Annotated in this window: 11 protein-coding genes; 4 read left to right on the top strand and 7 right to left on the bottom strand. The window is 38.5% G+C overall.

Features of this window, described 5'->3' with window-relative positions; translation table 11 throughout:
• Positions 1 to 135: 135 nt before the first annotated feature.
• A complete protein-coding gene (locus tag CXF85_RS20235; RefSeq protein WP_101230454.1) occupies positions 136 to 1,668 on the bottom strand; it encodes an aldehyde dehydrogenase (NADP(+)) in 1,533 nt (510 codons plus the stop codon).
• Between the two features lie 169 nt (positions 1,669 to 1,837).
• On the bottom strand, positions 1,838 to 2,851 hold the full coding sequence (locus CXF85_RS20230) for a 4-hydroxyproline epimerase (protein ID WP_101230453.1): 1,014 nt from the start codon (positions 2,849 to 2,851) through the stop codon (positions 1,838 to 1,840).
• 427 nt (positions 2,852 to 3,278) lie between these two features.
• Here CXF85_RS20230 and CXF85_RS20220 point away from each other — a divergent pair, with 427 nt between their 5' ends.
• Together CXF85_RS20220 and CXF85_RS20215 are read left to right on the top strand one after the other, a co-directional pair.
• The gene (locus CXF85_RS20220; RefSeq protein ID WP_101230452.1) at positions 3,279 to 4,562 is read left to right on the top strand and encodes an NAD(P)/FAD-dependent oxidoreductase; all 1,284 of its coding nucleotides are present in this window, start codon (positions 3,279 to 3,281) and stop codon (positions 4,560 to 4,562) included.
• Positions 4,563 to 4,683: 121 nt separating this feature from the next.
• The gene (locus CXF85_RS20215) at positions 4,684 to 5,652 is read left to right on the top strand and encodes a dihydrodipicolinate synthase family protein (RefSeq protein WP_101230451.1); all 969 of its coding nucleotides are present in this window, start codon (positions 4,684 to 4,686) and stop codon (positions 5,650 to 5,652) included.
• A 275-nt stretch (positions 5,653 to 5,927) separates the two neighbouring features.
• Here CXF85_RS20215 and CXF85_RS20210 read toward each other — a convergent pair whose 3' ends face one another.
• Entirely contained in the window at positions 5,928 to 6,908 is a 981-nt protein-coding gene (locus tag CXF85_RS20210; RefSeq protein WP_101230450.1) for a DUF438 domain-containing protein, read from the bottom strand.
• Positions 6,909 to 7,629: 721 nt separating this feature from the next.
• On the opposite strand from CXF85_RS20210, the gene CXF85_RS20205 reads away from it, so the two are divergent.
• Entirely contained in the window at positions 7,630 to 8,775 is a 1,146-nt protein-coding gene (locus tag CXF85_RS20205) for a hypothetical protein (protein WP_101230449.1), read from the top strand.
• Between the two features lie 562 nt (positions 8,776 to 9,337).
• Here CXF85_RS20205 and CXF85_RS20200 read toward each other — a convergent pair.
• The gene (locus CXF85_RS20200; protein ID WP_101230448.1) at positions 9,338 to 9,661 is read right to left on the bottom strand and encodes a DUF2956 domain-containing protein; all 324 of its coding nucleotides are present in this window, start codon (positions 9,659 to 9,661) and stop codon (positions 9,338 to 9,340) included.
• Between the two features lie 32 nt (positions 9,662 to 9,693).
• Positions 9,694 to 10,191: a phosphatase PAP2 family protein gene (locus CXF85_RS20195; RefSeq protein ID WP_101230447.1), complete on the bottom strand. Its 498-nt coding sequence runs from the start codon at positions 10,189 to 10,191 to the stop codon at positions 9,694 to 9,696.
• 433 nt (positions 10,192 to 10,624) lie between these two features.
• Here CXF85_RS20195 and CXF85_RS20190 point away from each other — a divergent pair, with 433 nt between their 5' ends.
• Positions 10,625 to 12,688 (top strand): M13 family metallopeptidase, encoded by a 2,064-nt coding sequence (locus CXF85_RS20190; RefSeq protein WP_101230446.1) that lies wholly within the window; start codon positions 10,625 to 10,627, stop codon positions 12,686 to 12,688.
• Positions 12,689 to 12,844: 156 nt separating this feature from the next.
• On the opposite strand, the gene CXF85_RS20185 is transcribed toward CXF85_RS20190, so the two are convergent.
• Together CXF85_RS20185 and CXF85_RS20180 are read right to left on the bottom strand one after the other, a co-directional pair.
• The gene (locus CXF85_RS20185) at positions 12,845 to 14,770 is read right to left on the bottom strand and encodes a methyl-accepting chemotaxis protein (RefSeq protein WP_101230445.1); all 1,926 of its coding nucleotides are present in this window, start codon (positions 14,768 to 14,770) and stop codon (positions 12,845 to 12,847) included.
• Between the two features lie 426 nt (positions 14,771 to 15,196).
• A complete protein-coding gene (locus CXF85_RS20180; protein WP_101230444.1) occupies positions 15,197 to 17,308 on the bottom strand; it encodes a S9 family peptidase in 2,112 nt (703 codons plus the stop codon).
• Positions 17,309 to 17,576 lie beyond the last annotated feature (268 nt).

The raw sequence follows: 17,576 nt of genomic DNA, 5'->3' as shown, positions 1-17,576 counted from the left end.
TATTGAACATTCACAACGTTGTGCAACACTGAACATTGCCTATATCAACGAGGCTAATGTTGAAAGTAGTATTAAAAGTAAAAGTAAAAAAAAACCAAGCACATTATCTGCACTTGGCTTTAAACTTATCTCTAGTTAATCTTTTAACAAGGTCGGTAATAACTCTGCCGGCATATTTTGATAACAGATAGGACGTCTAAAGCGGGTAATCGCTTCACTACCCACTGACGTTGTTCTGATGTTAGTTGATGCTGGGAATGGACCACCGTGGTTCATTGAAGCACATACTTCAACACCGGTTGGCATCTGATTATAAATCAAGCGGCCTACTTTATGGGCAAGAATTTGACTTAGCGCTTTCGACTCAGCTAAATCACTATCCAAGCCATGAATGCTTGCTGTTAAATTACCTTTAAGTAACATAACAAACTGCATCATTTCAGCCATATCAGCACAACGAACAACTAAAGCGCTAAAACCAAACACTTCTTCTTGAAGCAATGGTGTTTTAGCGAAAGTAGCAAGGTCTGTGGCAAATAAAGAAGCTGAACATTCTTGCTCATTTCCCTTCAAACCAGTTGCTAGTAAGCTAACACCGCTCAGTGTTTTACGTTCTGCAACAGCTGCATTATAACCAGCACACATGGCAGGTGTTAACATTACACCAGCAGCTTGTTGTGCTAAAGATTCACTTGCTGAGTTGATAAAGGTTTTATAGTTAGCGCTGTCTTCATCGCCTACTACAACCCAAACGCCAGGACTGGTACAAAATTGTCCTTGTCCCATCATTAATGAAGCAACTAAGCCTTGCGCTATTTCAGCACCATCTTCAGTTACTTTATTAGGCATAATGAATTGCGGGTTAATGCTACCAAGCTCGCCATAAAATGGAATAGGCTCAGGGCGTTGATGAATTTGCGCTTGCAAAATCATACCTACACGTTCAGAGCCAGTAAAACCAACCGCTTTCACTAATGGGTGAGTAACAATTTGAGTTGCTATCGCGTAGTTTTTACCTTGGATAAGTGAAAACACACCACTATCTAATTCACAAAGGTTAATCGCGTTTAATATCGCTCTTGCTACTAATTCAGCCGTAGCTGGATGTGCTGCGTGTGCTTTCATCACAACAGGACAACCTGCTGCTAAAGCTGATGCAGTATCACCACCAGCGGTAGAGAAGGCAAGAGGAAAGTTACTTGCAGCAAAAACACCAACCACACCTAAAGGTAAATAACCTAAACGAGTATCAGGCTTTGGTAAGGGTTGACGATCATTGTTTGCTTGTTCAACAATGCCTTGATACTCGCCAGCTTCTAATAAATCAGCAAATAAACCCAATTGGCCAATCGTTCTGCCACGCTCGCCTTGAATACGCATTGCGGGTAAACCTGTTTCACCACATGCTGTTTCAACAAGCTCATCACCTAGGGCAAGTATTTCAGCACCAATAGCGCGTAAAAAAGTAGCGCGTTTTGTTGCACTTAACTGGCTATAAGAGGTGAAAGCGTCATTGGCACGAGTGATTGCAGTGTTTACTTCAAGTTCAGTCGCATCAGCAAACTCAATATCAATAGCAAGATGTGTTTTGGCATTAAATGCTTTAAAACCACCTTCAGTATTGCCTGACCATTCGCCTGCAATTAAATTTTTTCCTGTTATTGTCATGTCTTACTCACTTATGTTGCTTAGTGCCTTTATTGAATAAACGCACAGGGATTAATCTTTATTTAAACAATGCCTTAATTGAGACTTATCTCAATTAAGGCATTGTTAACTATTTGTTTGCTGTTAATACCGTATAACTTATATTAGTTATATTAGTTATTCGACTGCTTTACTTAACACTAAAACCAAAGGCATAAGGGTCATCATCATCAATAGTGATGCAATTTTTTGCAAAAACTTTTGCCCAACCTTGAATACTTGGCATAATGGCCATGATGGTTTTACCATGAGCATTGAGCTCAACCACGCCTTCAATCTTGCCGGTAAATTGGCTACCTATATAACTTTCATGGACAAAAGTATCGCCTAAGCCTAATTCACCTTTAGCAAATAACTGGGCCATTCTCGCACTAGTACCAGTACCACAAGGAGAGCGATCAATCGCTTTATCGCCATAAAATACTGCATTGGCTGCATCTGAACCTTTCGTTTGCGGCTTGCCTGTCCACAAAACATGGCTGACACCATTAACGCTGGCATCTTCTGGGTGAACACAGTCAAGCATTTTGCTGGCTACTTCACGAACAATTGGGCTCCACTTTAATATTTCTGCAGCACTCCATTGATCGATACCAGGGAAATGTTCTTGCGGTTCAACAATGACATAAAAGTTACCGCCGTAAGAAACATCGACAGTTAACTGGCCTAAGTCTGGAATATCTAAGGTGATATCTCGGTGTGCTAAATATGCGGCAACATTAAATATTTTAACATTAGATACTTTGCCGTCATTTTCTACATACTCAATAATAACTTGCCCTGCAGGCACATCTATAATGAGTTTACCCGGTGTTTTAGGGGTAATAAGACCACCTTCTAATCCAGCGGTAATGGTACCTATAGTGCCATGGCCACACATAGGTAAGCAGCCTGAGGTTTCAATAAATAGAATCGATGCGTCGGCATTATCACTACAAGGTGGATATAAGAACGCGCCAGACATCATGTCGTGCCCACGCGGTTCAAACATTAGACCTTGACGGATCCAGTCAAAACGTTCAAGAAAATCTAAGCGCTTCTCACTCATGGTTTTACCGACTAGGTTTGGATGACCACTAGTCACTAACCGAACAGGATTACCGCAGGTGTGTGCGTCAATGCAAAAGAATGTACCTTTAACCATATTGTCCCCAAGCTTTGTTTTTTTTATGCTTTGTTTTAACCGACTAAAGGAAGCATAAGAATAACTTCCTATGCTTCTTCGTTAATCGTAAAGAAAGCGATTAATCTCAGTTGTATTAATCTAGGTTAAATTTGCTTAAATCAATACGATTAGCAACTGCCTCATTATAGATACGTTCAACGTTTACCCGTTCTTCGCCAATTAATGGTATACGAGGTGCGCGAGTTAACTCACTACCACGACCAGCAAGTTGTTCACATAATTTAATACTACAATTGATTTTATGAGAACTATTACTAGTTAAATTTAAGTATATTGTATACAATCCATATTGAATGGCAAGTATAATTTATTTTACTTTATCGCTGACAGAAATTACTAACAATAATAACGACTTAGACCTCTAATCATTACAAGGTGTAAATTAATGAATACAGATAAAAACGAACTAAAAGGTAATAGCCAGCCAACTGTCGCTGTAATTGGCGCTGGAATTATTGGGATAAATTGTGCGTTAGAATTACAAAGTTTGGGTTATCAAGTCACCTTAGTTGATAAAGGTGACATAGGTCAGGGGTGCTCCAAAGGTAACGCCGGACATTTTGCCACCGAGCAAGTATTTCCACTGGCTGAGTCTTCATTATTATGGCAAATGCCAAAGCTTTTACTCGACCCACTTGGGCCTGTGTCTTTATCTGCCAAACACTTTATTAAAGCAATCCCTTGGTTCATGCAGTTTTTTAATAATATGCGACCAAGTTTACGTGACAAAAATACAGTGGCGATAAAGGCATTAAATAAAAATGCCATCAGTCACTACTGTGCGCTATTAAAAGAGGCAAATATAGAGCACCTCATTACTTTACAAGGTTCGTTGCTTGTTTTTGAAACGAGTGATTACAATAAAGTTGATGCCATGTATCAGCATTATAAAAATGAAGGAGTTGCAGTAAAACTATTAGATAGAGCAGAAACACTTAAGCTTGAGCCAAGCTTAAACGACAATATTAATTATTCATTATTTTTTACCGATGTAGCTCATACTATTGACCCATTAGCGTTGAGTGTTGCCCTAAGCGAATTTGCCAAAAGTAAAGGCATGACTTTTCAGCAAAGTGCCGTTACTGAAATAACTCAAGCAGAGACTGGCGTTACCGTGCTGACAGATCTGGGTAGTTTAACCGTTGATCATTGTGTCGTTGCTTGTGGTGCTTGGTCAAAAAAATTGTTAAAAGGCTTAAGCTATCATTTACCTATTGAGGCTGAACGCGGTTACAGCTTGAGTTTACCTATTTCAGATCAAGCAGAGCCAATGTTAAATCGCCCAGTAGCTTCAGCTGAGCGTCGCTTTATCATAACTCCAATGGATAATACTTTAAGACTAGCGGGAACCGTAGAGTATGCTGGACTTAATGCACCTGCAAACTATAAGCGCGCCGAGATGTTAAAAAATAATGCCGCCTTTATCTTAAAGACGCTTCCTGAACAGAAATCGGAGCAAGAAGCTTGGATGGGTTGTCGCCCGTCATTACCTGACTCTTTACCTGTTATTTGCCAAGCGCCAAATCACGATAAAATATTTTTTGCTCTTGGCCATCAGCACTTAGGTCTAACCCAAGGAGCTATTACCGGCAAACTAATTGGTCAATTAGTCACGAAGAAAAAGACAGAAATTGACGTTAGTCCTTTTTGTATTAGTCGCTTTAACTAACATTAACTTAAGCCCTTTTAGGGCGTAACCCAGTAAACCTCCTGCTTTGCCGAAAGTAGTTTAACTGACATGACTTACTTGGTATAATGTATACAATATGATTTTAAACAAGAGAAATATGATGCAAACAAATAGTACAGATTGGCGATATACGGTTATGCCGGCCGTGTTTACATGGCTAAAAGAGTCAGAATCCGGTGCCCTTGAAATTGACTTTGATACAACAAATAAACAGGCCGCAGCTGTTTTAAAAGCTCAAGGAAAGGGCGGAAGCAGAATGGGCGGACTTGTTGCTTCTGGAACTCTGGGTGAGAATAGCTACCTGAGCACCGAACAGCGTCTTTCTTTACTTAAATCACTTTCTGAGGTTGCTAAAGAATACAATGTCCCGTTGATCAGTGGAGCTGCAGCAGAAACTAAAGAAGAGCTTGCCAAAATCATTGAAGGACTCGCAACGGTTGGCGTGGATACAGTCATGGTCATGCCGCCAAAAACTAAGACGGTTCCTTCTGATGAAGAAATGTATGCGTACTATGAGCTTGCTGCAATAGCTGCAAAAGAGGCAGGCGTAACAATTATGCCTTATAACAACCCTGATGCAGCAGGATATCATGCAATTTCAACAGATATTCTTAGAAGACTTTCTGCTCTACCTGAAGTAACTGCTCTTAAAATATCGACTACAGATGTTTCAACTATTGAAACGCTAATGTTAGAGAATAAAGATTTAAAAATCTTGGCTGGTGTTGACACTGTAACTGTACACGCAGGACTTGCTGGAGCATGCGGTGGCATTACAGGTGTAGGTACTATCTTCCCAAAAGCTAGTGTTACTATGCAGGAGCATGTTTTAAAAGGTGAATGGGCTGAGGCAAACAAAATTTCTCAGGCTATGAATTCCATATCATATCTTGATGCTCAGCCGCTGCTTATGGAATATCTTAAGTTTGCTATGGGAATTCATCATAATGATGCTGCTGGAGGGCTTCGTACCTTGGGTAAGAAATTAACTCAACTGCAAATTGATGATGTCCACGCAAGATATATTCTAGCAAAAGAAAGACTTGAAGTTCTGGATTTATTAGACTAATCCTTTCAAATCTTCAGACACAAAAAGCTCCGTTTTTACGGGGCTTTTTTGTGTCCGTCTCGGATTGGCACTTAGCTTTTTAAATCCCAAGGTAGCAGTGATTCTGGCGTTTCTGTGAAAACGTAGCAAGAAAACTTAACTTTTGATCATTGTGTGATCGCTTGTGGTGCTTGGTCAAAAACATTCGAAATGCATGGTATCAGCGACTCAAACAAAAATGGCCGTGTGATAATAAATCACACGACCATTTTTTATCCACTCTTATTCGTTTCAGATTAGCCCCAATCAAGCAAACGCTGTTGCCCTTCAATTTTTAAAATCTCAGTGATATCTTGGGACATCTCAATAACACCTTTATAGTTATCTTCTTTATCTCTAATAGCAAAATAACGAATATGAATTTTTTTATCTTTAAAGTTAATCCAAAACTCAGCGGTATCTTGAATGCCCTTCTTAAACTCTTCAAGAATTTGTAAAACAGGATCTACCGATTTAGGCGGATGACAGAATTTAACTTCTCGACCAATAATACCGGCCGAACGAGGGAAAACGCGATTTTCACCACGGTTATAAAACACAACGATGTCATTTTCATCAACATAGGTTAAATCAACCGGCATAAACTGCAGCATTAAATTAAGCTGCTCGGCAGACATGTAGCCTTCATTCATACGTATTCGGTCATCAGTTGAAAAAGGTAAGCGACGTTTACGTCTATCTTCACCTGGATGTACATATTCTTCTTCCGCTTTTTCTTCTGGGTACGGCACTGGCTCTTGAGATAACATCCAACCAATTTCAACATCACCTTCTCGCATCTCTTTCCAATCATCTTCACTAAGTAACTCGATCGCATTAGGAAACAATCTATGCTCCTCAACTTCCATCAAATGAAACAACTCACCAGCAATACGTTTCACAATACGTGAGACTTTATTTAATTTTTTAGCTTCAATACAAGCACGTACCTCACGGAATAAATCACGGATTTCATCATGAAAAGCCCACATGCCTTGACTAGGTCCAGTCCACCCCTGTTTTTCAAGGTAAGGGAAAAGTTGATTTTCTTTACGAGAGAAGCGCTTTTCAACTTCAGCGAGTTGATTAAACAGATTAAAAAACAGCTCAAAATCTTGCTGTGCATCTGAGGCAGTAAGTTGTGACAACAAGGACTGGATTAAATGGTTTTCTTCAAAGTAAACTTTTACCGGATGCCCATCAGGTAGTTCGGTAACATATTGCGGCCAAGAATTCATGAGTGACTCTACTAAAAAATAAAGCGTTATTTTGACAAACTCTCATGAAAGGGATTTAGGTATAGATCATTAATTTGGCTTTTAATGACATTAAATTGAGCAAATTGATTAAATTGTAATTTTAGCGTCCGTTCACACAATTCTAATTTTTAATCAAACTGTTTATTATTAGAACAACTGTGATCATAAACTCGTTATCACGATAGAGTTTGTAGAAACAGTTATTGTGTTAAGTATTATTTTCTTAGCGTGGGAGAGAGCTATAAACCGACAACACTGCGGAAGTTAACGTTATCCTGTATTGGTACCTTTAAGCCTGAGTGGTCTACTGCATGGTGTTGTTTTTCTTCAGTACTGAGCGATATTGTTTACCTTAAACGGAAAGTTAATGGCGCTAAGCGGAAGCTAGTAACTTGTTGTTCCTAACATCCGATCTAAGCTCATACCTGCCGTTTGAATTCTACTTATGAACGCTAATTTTGCCACTTTAGGGGAATATATTTTGGTGTTAAGCGGTATTGTTCCTTCGTAGATAAATTATTCTACCGTAATGATTCAAAATTTATTTAAATAACGTCAGTATTGAAACCAGACATTATAAGTATACAAAACTTGATCTGCATTAGCTTTCATCTAACTTCCCCTGAACTATACAAATAATACACGTGTCATTGACTATAATTTAATCATCTATTTTTTACTCTTGTATTGAGAAAACATCATGAAACACTTTATAAGAATAGTTATTTTATTGGTTATTTTTTTAGGACTCTCATTTCAAAGTCAGGCAGTTACTAGCTTTGCGAAGAAGTATGATATGCCTTGTTCCTCATGCCACACAGCCTTTCCTCAGTTAAATCAGTTTGGCAGGAACTTTAAAGAAGCAGGTTATAGAATTGATGGTATTAAAAATGACTTTATACTGTCACCACGGTTTAGTCTCGATAAAAGTATGCCAATATCGGCAGTTTTAGTTGCTAGACCATATGACAAAAAAGAATCTGGCGATAAGAAAGTCAGAGCGATACATGAAGTAGAGCTAATCTTTGCCGCTAATATTACCAACGACTGGAGTATCTTTTTTGAATTGGAAGCTGAAGACGAAACAAATTTTGAACCAGTAATACCTTTGGCGGTATTAACCTATAACTACTCAAAAGCCATAAATTTACAATTTAGTTATGGTGATATGTTTTTTTCAGATCCTTATGGTTTTCTAGGTGATCATTTTCGAATGACTAGGGGCCATGTCAAAGTGATTGATGAAGCATTTGGTGGTGCAGATAATGGTGGTAAATTAAGAAGCGCAAGACAAAATGTATCTACTTATGGTCGTGTTTTTGAACGTCTTTTTTATTCTGTCGCCCTAAGTGGTGGTTCTGATGATACTGAAGGTGAGGATGCCAATATATGGTCTGGTCGTTTGGCATTTGATGTGACCGATCAACTGATGATTGGGGGGCTTATTGTAGATGGTACTGAAGCGGAGAGTAATCGCGGTTTCTCTAGAATAGGAATTGATGCACAGTTTGATTATGAGCAACTACGTATTCAAGGTGCTTTTATCAATGCAACTGATGATGATATAGATATGAGTGAACAAGATAATATTGCTTACTCGATACAAGCAATGTATCGCTTGGTTACTTCAAATAATGATCAATGGGTTCCTTTGATCCGGTTGGATAACTTTGAGAAAAATGATGGTAATGATGGTAATGATGAATATACCGAACTTACCGCTAATTTAAGTTGGTACTTTAGCGAAAATTCAAAGGTCTATTTGGAATACTGGAAGCAGTTAGATGTTCCAACTACTAAGGATGAGGATTCAAGACTTACTTTACAAGCAGTCGTTGTTTTTTGAAAAATGTTTATTTATATTAATGGTAGCCAGAGCTTAAATTATAGCTACCATTAGTTTCAATAAGATTAGTTAAATAATAAAACGTTCAGCATAATCGCTTTACTTCATTTCTTTTTATGTGTAAAGAATTAGGGGAAAAGTAACTTAATTTAAGCTGATGATAATTGTTAGCTGATGCCTTTGGTTATGTGGTTGTAGGGAGTCCAATGCTTCTTTTAACGATATGAGCAGTCTAACAAACAATCACTGTTTTTTACTTACGCTTCGTAGAAAAAGTTAGTGTCAATTTTTTATGGGGTAGATAAATGAGCTTGAATCGGACGTAAGGATTAACGAGTTGCGAACTTTCGCTAGAGCATACAAATATAGCATTAACTGTTTCATGATGAATGACCGCTGTGGTGGCTAATCGGACTATTGGTTGTGATAAATACGAGCAAAAATCAAGTCCTATTTGTCGCAGGAGTGACCACTTACCTTACTTTCCAACTTAATTTGAGGCCCATATCAGCTAAAACCTACCAATCAAGCTTTACCTTACTAACCTATTAGCTAAGTAACACTAGCCTAAAAACAAATAACCAACAAAACCGAACCAGCTCAAACCTAATAAAAACCAAGGTAGTTTATTGGTAGCTTTAACTTCTGCTGACTCATCTAAACAGCCCAATTCTTCAGCGGCTTTTTGCTTTTGCTTTACTTGTTGCTTACGGTCTTTATCTCGCTCACGTGATTTTTTACTTTGCTGTTTTTTATACTCAGCGATGCCCTTTTCGATTCCTTGAGCAATTAACTTAGTTTGATCTTTCGTTTGCCCTTTCTTCTGGGTGCCTTTGGCTACTTTAGCCGCTTGATCTTGCGTTTCGAGTGATACTTTATTATTCATAGATAAAATCTCTTTTTAGTTTACTTGGTCAGTTAAAAAGTGCCACTGAAGTTCAGGCCGTAATGGCCGCTATTCGCCGTAGGAGAAATAGTAATGCCTGAGTATGGCTCAGTGAAATAGATACCTGAAAGAATACCTATAGCAGCCCCCGCTAAAACATCTTCTACATAATGCTTATTACTTTTAACTCGACTATAACCAACAAAGGTAGCACCAATATAAGCTGGAATGCCCCACTGCCAACCGTAACGTTGTTGAATAAATGTTGCTGAGGCAAAACTATCTGCGGTATGACCTGACGGAAATGAGTCATCACCTGAGTCATCGGGTCTGTCTTTATCTACGGCAAACTTTAACCCTTCAACAGCTACCCGTGAAACGACTCCTGACTTAATTAACTGCCAGCTCCCTTGATAGTTATCTTCTATTATTAAGCTTGCACCGAATGCCGTTGCTGGTAACAGCAAGTGCATAATATCACCTGACTTTTCTAGGTTAGACTTTGCTGACACCGAGCCAACAAACAGCATTAAAAATACACACGAAAATGTCTTCACCAAATTTACTCATAAAATAACAAATCTTGGTCGCCTTTATACCTAGCAAACTCAATAATTGCAAAGTTGATTTGACGTCACTAATAGAACGTTGGCTAATGATAATATGTGCATTCATTATCCCCCACTACATGCTTGTAAAGTTGCAGTGACAATAAGTTCATCGAGTAAAGCCTACCGTTAAGCGTATCCTAGTTGACATTTTTTTAACATACTAGAGAATAACGGGGTCTAAAGTGGTTCTGTTAGCCATATATATTGGCGAGCAATAAATAAATGGTAAAGCTGAGCATAATCTAAGTTGATAAAACAACAATAAAAGCACTTAGTTTAATGCCGCTACGCACCTGTATTATTAATTTAAACCACTAGTTATATCTAATTCAATTAAAAAGAGATCTATTTCATGAAAAAATCTTTGATAGCCATTGCCTTAGCAGCCACATTTATTGGTGGTTGTGGCATGTTTACTGCCAGTGATGACAGTAATAATAAAAATATTGTCGCCAGTAAAGCCGAACTAGGCAGCTTTGGTGTTGATTTAAGCGCCCGCAATGAAGTTGTTAAACCTGGTGATGATTTCTTTATGTATGCTAGTGGGACTTGGTATGACCATTATGTAATGCCTGCAGATAAAACCCGTTATGGTGCGTTTACTGGTTTAGCTGAGCGAAGTGAAACACAAGTAAAAGAAATTATTGATGATATTACTAGTCGTACTAACCTTAACGCCGACGAGCAATTAGTTGCTGATTTTTATCAAGCGTATATGGATACTGAAACTATTAATAAATTGGGCATTAGCCCAATACAGTCAACGTTAGATCAAATTAGTGCGGTAAAAAATACGCAAGACTTAACCAAGATATTTGGTGAAGCATGGTTAACAGGCACAGAGTCTCCTCTTGGTGGCTATATGTGGTTTAACCGTTTAGACCCAAATCAATATGAAATGTCTGTGGGTGCTGGTGGTTTAGGACTGCCTGATCGTTCTTATTACTTAGAAGAAAGTGAACGTTTTGAAAAAACCCGTAATGCTTATGTAGCGCACATCGCTACTATGCTAGCTTTTGCCGGTATAGAAAATGGCCAAAAACGTGCTGAACAAATTTTAGCGCTAGAAACAAAAATAGCTCAAGGACATTGGCCGCGTGAGAAAAAACGTAACCGTGACTTAACCTTAAACCAAGTAAAACGTGCTGATTTAGCCAAGCAATATCCTGACTTTGATTGGGATACTTATTTTGCTCAATCAGGTTATAAAGTACCACAACTTAATATTTCTCAGCCTGAGCCAATAAAGGCCATGATCGCATTGGTTAACGCTGAGTCTTTATCTGTTTGGCAAGATTACCTAACCTTCCATACTATTAGTGGCAATGCCGGTTTATTATCTGAAGATATTTATGCCGCTAACTTTGCTTTTTATGGCAAAGAATTAAACGGTCAACAAGAGCCTCGTCCACGTTGGAAGCGTGCTATTGGTGAAATGTCTGATACTGAATCTTTAGGCTTTGCGATTGGTAAAGTGTATGTAGCGCGTTTCTTCCCTGAAAGCTCTAAATTACAAATGGCGCAATTAGTTGAAAATTTACGTACTGCACTTGGTCAACGTATCGACGGACTTGATTGGATGGGCGAAGAAACTAAAGTTAACGCACACGCTAAGCTTGCCGCATTTAATCCTAAAATTGGTTACCCTGATGTATGGCAGGAATTTGAAGGTGTAACAATTTCTAAAAATGACTTAGTTGGTAACATCAAACACCTTCGTCAATTTTTCAACGCTGATAGTGTTGCCAAAGAATTAAAGAAAACCGACCGCAATCGTTGGGGCATGACGCCACAACGCGTAAATGCTTACTACAACAGTTCATTTAATGAGATTGTATTCCCTGCAGCAATTTTACAACCGCCATTTTTCGATCCAAATGCTGACGCTGCCGTGAACTACGGCGCTATTGGCGCAGTCATTGGTCATGAAATGGGTCACGGTTTTGATGATCAAGGTTCAAAGTCAGATGCTAATGGTATTCAACGTAATTGGTGGACTGATGAAGACCGTGATGCCTTTGATGCTAAAGCGGATCAACTAGTCGCACAATACAATAAGTATGAGCCTATTACTGATAACTTTGTAAATGGTCGTAACAGTCTTGGCGAAAACATTGGTGATGTTGGCGGTTTATCAATGGCCTACCATGCTTATAGATTAAGCTTAAATGGCAAAGAAGCACCTGTTATTAACGGTGTTACCGGTGACCAACGTTTCTTCCTAGCTTGGGCACAAGTATGGAAAGAAAAACGCACTGAAAAAAGCATGTTAAACCAACTACGTGGTGGCACACATGCACCAGGCCGTTTTCGTGCTCAAGCACCGCGTAACCACGATGCATGGTACAAAGCGTTTGACGTAAAACCTGGTGATGCCTTGTATTTACCTGAAGATGAACGTGTTCGTATTTGGTAGTAAGCGTTAAACTGAGAGTACCGTTTAACGGATAAAGCACTCTAAAAAAAGGCCAGTCAGATTATCTGACTGGCCTTTTTTATTGGACAACTGTTTTCTAATTTATTATGTATATGTATATGTATTATTTACTCATTAAACAACCAATTATAAGAATTAGTTAAACTTAAAGCGCGATACTAAGTCATTTAAGTGAGCAGCTTTATCTCTTAACTCACTACAAGCAATTGAGGTTTGCTGAACTATATCGCTGTTAGCACGTGAGATATCAGCAACGGCTGTAACGTGAGGGTTAATTTCACCAACAACATTCGATTGCTCTCCTGTCGCTGTGGCAATTTGTAAGTTCATATCATTCATAATACTGATACTCTCCGAGATACTTTCTAAATGCTTACCCGAGTGACCCGCCTCTGTTTGACTGGTTGTACTTAAGTTTGTGCTTTGTGAAATAGCGGCAACTACCTCTTCTGTTTTAGCTTGCAGCTTTTCAATAATATTTTTAATTTCTTCGGTAGAGTCATGGCTACGTGACGCTAAAGTTCTTACTTCATCAGCAACCACGGCAAAACCTCGCCCTTGCTCCCCTGCGCGGGCAGCTTCAATAGCGGCATTAAGCGCCAATAAGTTGGTTTGCTCTGAAACACTACGTATTACTTCAACAACAGTATCAATAGAGCGGGCATCTTCAGCTAATTGAGCGATCATAGTACTGGTAGAGACTAACTGCTCACTCATATCGGAAACACTAGCTATGGTCTGTACAACAGAATCATTACCTTGCTGTACTGTTGCATCTGCGGCCTGTGCAGTTTCTGCCGCATTGTTAGCGCTACCAGCAATTTCTTCTGCCGTCATTCCCATTTCATGCATTGCTGTGGCTATTTGCTCAACTCTACTTACTTGTTCATTAATCTCTGATTCCATTGACTTGGCTTGCGAGTCTATTTGCTCAATCGCAGTTGAGAGTTCATTGCCCGTATTAGAAACTTGTTGCAATAATTCGCTTAAATGGCTGACAAATTGGTTATAACCTCTTGCCATGGTACCCGCTTCATCTTGACGTGAATCATCTAAACGACGCGTTAAATCGCCACCGCCTTTGCCAATTTCAGCCAACATATCAGCAAGCTGGCCAAAAGGTGCAATTAAACGAGAAATAAGCCAAGTACTGACAAACGCAAAAATTACCGCAATAATAAGTCCCATCATTACTAATGCCCATGTCGCTTGAGTTAGTCCACCAAGCACTTCTTCTTTAGGTACCTCGGCAACCACATACCAACCAATACTATCTAAGTAACGACTAGCAATAAGGGTTTTAGTACCGTTTAATGTAAACTCAGTTGAGCTAAATTGTGCTTTCGCCAAAAGCTGTTGGCTATTACTAACGCCAAGATCAATTAAACTTTTCCCTATTTGTTGAGTATCTGGATGTAGTTTTATTTTTCCCTGCTGATCAACTAAAAACACTTTCCCTGTTTGGGCAATACGATACTGACTTATCGTCTTAGCCATGTTCTGTAGTGATAAACCAACCCCTACTACAGCGCTAGGTTTACCGGAAACGTTCATTAAATAGTTAATAAACAACGTTGGTATATTGGTTTCTTCATCAACATCTAAACTCAACTCATACGCTTTACCACTATTCATAAAGTCATAAAACCACTGATCTTTATTTTCTTGTCGCGACAAGGTTTTAAAAAGCCCGCCTTGAGTAAAGTAACTTCCTGTTTTCGCTGAGACTAAAAAGGCGCTAATGGTATTAAATTCATTTTGGATGTTTTGCAAATTAGCTATCAGCTGTGGTCGCTCACCAGCCTGCTCGCCATCACTAATAAAATGTTGAGCATAAAGATTACTCGACATAGTTTGCGATACGGTAATCGGTAACAACAAATGTGCATCTAAGTTATTGGCTACTTCACCAAGGGCCGCGGGTAATTCTCTTTCAATAGCGGCTTCTAAAATAATGGACCGACTTGAATTAAGAGCAAAACCACTCACAATCACTATAGATAACACGACGGCGGTCAAGGTAGTAAGTACAACTTTACGGCGAATAGTTAAATTCAACATAGATAAATATCTTCCTTTGAAGTAAAAATAGAACAGCATCAGGGGTTAGAACAAGGTACAACATCAGCCTTGGAATTTACAATAACTTATAAAAATTTGACTATATATAATTTATAGCTATTTTAACTTATTTAATCAAAGATCTAAGCCAGATAACTATAATCCTGATAACATCATAATTTTAAAAATATTCATTAGCACCACCTGTTGGTTTCACATAGTGAAAAATCTGTACTAATTAAAGAAAGCCATAGCAGCAACGAAGCCCTCTCAGTAATAAACATAAAAAAAGACCAAGTTAATTAAAACTTGGTCTTTTCATTATTTATCAAAACATCATTCATCAATATATTATTAAGAAATCACCTGTTAATTTTATAGTAACTTAATAGCTTGAATCGATTATTTCACAAATTTTTAGGTATTTTAGTTCGTCGTTTTTGTTTTATATTTTTCAAACCAGGCAAGACTGTGTTCGATTTTAGTGATCATTCTTGATGGTTTACCGGCAATACCATGAGGCGAACCTGGCACTTTAACTAATACAGTGTCTACTCTTCTTAATTTAAGCGCTTGATAAAACTGCTCGGTTTGCGCCATTGGCGTGCGTAAATCTTCTTCGCCGGTTATCAACATAGTAGGCGTGGTGACATTACCGACTAATGACATAGGCGAACGTTTCCAATAATGTTCTACGTGTTCCCAAGGCATACCAGGAAATTGCGTCGGTATTTGCCCTAAACCACTATCTGCTGTTAGCACCTTGCTTAACCAGTTAATAACGGGTTTAACAACAACTGCTGCAGAAAAGCGATCAGTTAAACCAATAGCGTAGGCTGTCGCAATACCACCAGCAGATCCGCCGGCAATAAATAAGTTTTTATCATCAATAAATCCTAACTCCAGCATCGCATCTACACCAGAGTTGTGATCGGAAAAATCTTCTTTAGAGCTGTATTTATACTTTAATAACAGCGCAAAACGCTCACCATAAGAACTACTACCGCGATGGTTATCATAAAAGACTACATATCCCTGTGCCGCAAAGCGTTGTAATTCTGCAGAAAAACTCGGACCATAAGCTAAATGAGGACCGCCGTGTATTTCTAAAATAAGAGGATATTTTTTCTTAGGATCAAAGTTTGGTGGGGTAATGTACCAACCTTGAATAGGCTCACCATCAAATGAAGACTTATAATTAACCTCATGTACTTTACCTAACGATTTATGAGCCAATAAATCTTCATTTAACTGAGTTAATTTATTTAGCTTTTTACGGGTATTAATTACCGCAACATCAGCAGGACGAGAAGTAGTACCTTGAGTAAAGGCCATATAACCTTTGTTTGAAGCAGTGAAACTACCACTAATATAAGGACGACCAATACTTGTACCTGAAAGTGTATCAGTTAAGTCTTTAACTCGACCTTTAGTACTTATCGTAGCAAGTTTACGTTTACCAAAATCATCGTAGCTGATTGCTAATAGTGAACTTGATAACCATTGAGGGTCTTTAATTGAACGGTCAAAATCACTGGCAATGGCAGTCACTTTTTTAGTTTTCCAATCCATAATATTTAATTTAGCATTACGGTAAGGGTTCAATGCATTAGAAGTCGATAAAAAGGCGAGTTTTTTACCATCTTCTGAAAATACAGGATTAAACTCTTTACCAGGCGTTGAAGTTAGCTGTTTAATATCACTACTATTTAACATCACTTGAAATAAGTCGCCTTCCAATGATTTATATTCCCAATCTTTTATACGGTTTGCTGAAAATACGATAGCATCACTTTTTTTATTCCAACTAAGCTGACCTTTATGGTGAAAGTCCCCTTGGGTGATCTGGCGTGGAGTGCCCCCTTCACTAGGTAAAACAAAAATATGTTTAAAACCTGGTTTAATTAAACCGCGACCATCTGCTTGATAGTAAGCTTGATCAATAACAACAACAGGTTTTGACCATTTAGCACCTTTCGGTTTTGCTGGCATCTTGGCAATAACCGTTCTCTTGTCGGCAACTAGTTGCGTAAACGCTAGCCACTTACCGTCAGGTGACCAAGTTAAACTTCCGACACTACCTTGTACCTGACTGATTAATGCAGTGCGGTTTTGTTCAAGATAATGTACATGAATTTGATAACTCCCTGTTAAGTTACTAACAAAGGCAATTTTTTCACCGTCAGCAGACCAACGCGGTTGCGAGTATTGTTTGTCATCCGAAAAAAGTGGCAACTGCTTTTTAGATTTAACATCAATCAACCACAGGTTTTTATTCTTTCCATCGGTCATGATGTCGTTAGAATTTCTGATATAAACTATTTTATCGCCATCAGGGGAAATTTGCGGATCGCTGGCATATTCCAGTGAGAAAATATCTTTAGCTTCAAAGAGACTATTAGCCGCTATGTCACTAGACAAAGAACTATTAGATGTAGAACTATCAGATATAGAACTGTTAGCCACTGTGATGAACGGTGTACTTAGTACACTAACAGCCAAAACTAATCGACTAGAAAATCGGGAAAAAAAGCGCATTGGTTTACTCCAAATAAAAATGAGTTTAACTATACCCGTTCCACTTGAAAATAGAGCGGGTATATCACTCACTTGGTGAATAATAACTGTTGCTTATTGTATACAAAACTAAAGTAGTTCACATGAGTTACTACTGAGTTCTACCTTGTTTCCCGGTATATTAGTCGCAATAATCGATTTTACCGCACATTTTGCATTAGAGGTTTAGAATATGGGATAATTTCTTTATGCTCAGTGTCTATGATAAATAACAATTCAAATGGAAATT

The sequence above is a fragment of the Colwellia sp. 75C3 genome, from assembly GCF_002836255.1.
Lineage (GTDB): Bacteria > Pseudomonadota > Gammaproteobacteria > Enterobacterales > Alteromonadaceae > Colwellia.
The sequence above is the reverse complement of the archived record's forward strand: the minus strand, read 5'-3'. Positions and strand labels throughout refer to the sequence as shown.